Source organism: Allorhodopirellula heiligendammensis (genome assembly GCF_007860105.1).
Taxonomy (GTDB): Bacteria; Planctomycetota; Planctomycetia; order Pirellulales; family Pirellulaceae; genus Rhodopirellula; species Rhodopirellula heiligendammensis.
This window is the reverse complement of sequence record NZ_SJPU01000026.1, coordinates 1-2,965: the sequence shown is the minus strand read 5'-3', so window position 1 is coordinate 2,965 and position 2,965 is coordinate 1. Positions and strand designations below refer to the sequence as shown.

Genomic DNA, 2,965 nt, shown 5'->3' with positions numbered 1-2,965 from the left:
GCTCGCACAACGCCGCTCGAATGGGATTCAAATCCACGTACGCCGCACACGCCAGCAAGGAGGCTTCATCGGTCAACCGGGTGGCTTTGTAACGATCTTGGAAAAACCGGCCGTGTTCTTCGTCTTCGCGATTCGCCCGCATCGCCACACGCTGGCACAGCAACCGCATCCACCAGCTGATATCACTCAGCCTGCTACGAATTTCCTCACGCTTGATCGGGCAACCCGCGATCGAGTTAATTTCAGGCTGCGTTGGTTCCATGGCAGTGCCATCCGGCTTGCGGCGATGCGGGCACAGCATCAACCAGCGGCGAGCGACTTCCTCGCCGTCCCAGGTCGCCACCACGTCGGGACGCGAGCGCAGGATCAAATGAAAGTGATTTGAGAGCAGACTAAAGCACAGCAGGTCAATCCCGAAAGAGGCTGCGAATTGTTGCAAATACTGTTCAATCCATCGCTTGCGATGGTCGAAGTTCTTTCCAGAGATCGGGTCATCTCCCATCAGAAAGCAACGGCGGACCGTCCTGCTGAAGACATGCGCCACAGCAACTTCGGCGGGATCAAAAACTTCCGCTCGACACATCCGGGCCATCACTCACCTCACTTGGCTTTGCACTCGGAAAACTCAGTCAAATCATCATTACCCTGAAGAGCGGCAAGTCAACACCTGAAAAGGAGCTATGTCCCCAAGCTTCGACTGGCCCCTGACCGACCACCTCGGCAGCGTCCGCGACGTCGCCGAGTACGACGCGGTGACCGGCATCACGTCGATCGCAAACCACATCGTTTACGACAGTTTCGGCAAACGGATTAGTGAGACCAATGCCGCCGTCGACTCGCTCTTCGGCTACACCGGCCGAGAATGGGACGACGATGTCGATCTGCAGCACAACCGCGCCCGCTGTTACGACCCGGCCACTGGTCGCTGGCTGAGCAATGACCCTATCGGATTTGCTGCGGGGGATGCAAATCTTTATCGGTATGTAACAAATATGGCGATCCAGGCAATCGATCCAAGTGGGCGTCAGCCACCCGCGGATCAGTTGGAGCAAGGATCGATGGATGATCTGGAGCAACAGATAAACGAAGGACTACCACCGGTTAACTGTGATCCGTATGAGATTTTTGGCGATATTGCCGAACAAATCTTCGATGACTACAAGGATGAAATCGTTCCGACCAGTGAGGAGATTCGCCAGTTTGTCAAGGACCATCCGTGGTCGACTCTGGGACTTGGAATCGCTGCTGGAACTGCGGCTGGCGTTGCGATTAATGATGGGCTATTTGATTCAATCACAATACCGCAAATTGATCTAATGGGCGACCTGGAAATGTCTGGAGAGTACGATTGGAAAGAAGAATTGATTACTCTTGATTTCAATTCATCCTGGCACTACCCTGGCGAAGTATTCGACATCCGCACGGACTTTGACGTGAATATCATCTTGGATTATGGAGATGAGTTCGACGCGTCGGATTTTGGAATTGGCCTCGGAGGCGGCATTGGCTTCTGGCAAACTATCTCGTACTGACCCACTGTTAACATGTTCTACACTGGTGTGGTCAAGTCAAAACTGGTGCATCATCCCATAAGGCACTCTAGAATCTTCGGTCATCAATAAAAAAGGGACGGTTTGGCCAGTAGTTTCTCGGGATTTAATGCTGCCTCCCTATATAGGGGCTAAAATGCATTTTGCGTTGTGACTTTTGGCCTGTGACGGAGCAGGCAAGATGGTACTGCGAAAGTCAATCCTATTCAGGTGCAGATGCACCAGTGACACCCCCCATGAATGGAGATCAAAATTAATGCGAGTCGCTTCCTTATTGATTACCAGTGCGTTACTCACGACTGTTCTCGCTGTGCCGGGGCGTCACGCGAGCGGCGATGGCCATATTTATGGCCCCGCAATTCAACAAACTTTGAATGACCTTCCAATTCGTGAGGCATTGCAACTATCACCGGAGTTTCTGAATTCAGTTCTCGAAGTTGGAGGTGATGCAAGCCGGGGTTCGAGGGCGAAATTCGCACTTCTCAAAGGTCTAAACGAATTTCGAAAGCAAGACTATAAATTGGCAATCGAAACATTGACGCTAGCTATTGATTTAAGTCCAGGGGATGCAGGCGCATATTGGTTGCGAGCGAGAGCCTTCGGAGAAGATGGCCAGCAAACGCGGGCGAAGGAAGACTGCAGGAAGGCCTTGGAGATTGACGAGGACTTCAGGCCCGCGTTCCTCACGCTTGCGGCAGCTACACTCGATACGGATGGCGCCGACGAAATGTTGCTCATGCTCAGCCAGCCGGGTTCGCCTGAGACCGACCAAAACGAAGTCGGATACGAGAGCTATCTCAAAGCATTAGCCTATCTGAAGAAATCTCAACCTGAGCTTGCTGTCAAGTACCTTGAGGCAGCCCTTCATGGAAGTTGGTCTTATATGTCACTACGCACAGACCAAGTTTACTTTGCGAAAGCAGTTGCACATGTGCAGCTTGGTGAAGACGAGAAGGCATTGCAGTCCACGCAACGTGCCGTTGAAGGTGATTTTAGTAAACAGAGTTACCTTCCGCTTATGTGGCGTCTCCAGCGTAAGCGAGGGGACTACTTAGCGGCATTTTACACGGCAAATCAAATATCGGCGTTCAACAAAAACAACGCTACGAAGAGGCTCATGCTCCTTCAGTCGCTCATTGATCTCAAACAATTCTCTCTTGCTGAGGACGAAGCAACTGCGATATTATCAATTGATCCAGAAAGTAAGGCTGCAGAACAGGCACTTGCGCATTTACACTTCGCAAGGAAGCCGACTCCAGGAAAGATTCAATGATTATTGTCGGAATTTAGGGCTCATCCGACTAAAGCGTACTTTTTCTGATGGAGCGAATAAAGCAGTAGTTCGAAGTATTCGCGATCACGAATGCCGTAGGATTGTCGTTGGAGCGTCTTGATTTTGTTATTGGTGCCCTCCA

The 2,965-nt window shown here is 51.3% G+C and carries 4 protein-coding genes; 2 read left to right on the top strand and 2 right to left on the bottom strand.

Features of this window, described 5'->3' with window-relative positions:
* A partial coding sequence (locus Poly21_RS26735; RefSeq protein WP_367302588.1) for a transposase occupies positions 1-592 on the bottom strand: 592 nt, incomplete at its 3' end.
* A gap of 88 nt (positions 593-680) precedes the next feature.
* Between Poly21_RS26735 and Poly21_RS26730 the strand changes: the two genes are divergently transcribed.
* Positions 681-1,532 carry an RHS repeat-associated core domain-containing protein gene (locus Poly21_RS26730; protein WP_146410120.1) on the top strand — a complete coding sequence of 284 codons (852 nt, stop codon included), beginning with the start codon at positions 681-683 and terminating at the stop codon, positions 1,530-1,532.
* Positions 1,533-1,806: 274 nt separating this feature from the next.
* Positions 1,807-2,823 carry a tetratricopeptide repeat protein gene (locus tag Poly21_RS26725; RefSeq protein WP_302120787.1) on the top strand — a complete coding sequence of 339 codons (1,017 nt, stop codon included), beginning with the start codon at positions 1,807-1,809 and terminating at the stop codon, positions 2,821-2,823.
* Between the two features lie 20 nt (positions 2,824-2,843).
* On the opposite strand, the gene Poly21_RS28425 is transcribed toward Poly21_RS26725, so the two are convergent.
* A partial coding sequence (locus tag Poly21_RS28425) for a transposase (protein ID WP_146410118.1) occupies positions 2,844-2,965 on the bottom strand: 122 nt, incomplete at its 5' end.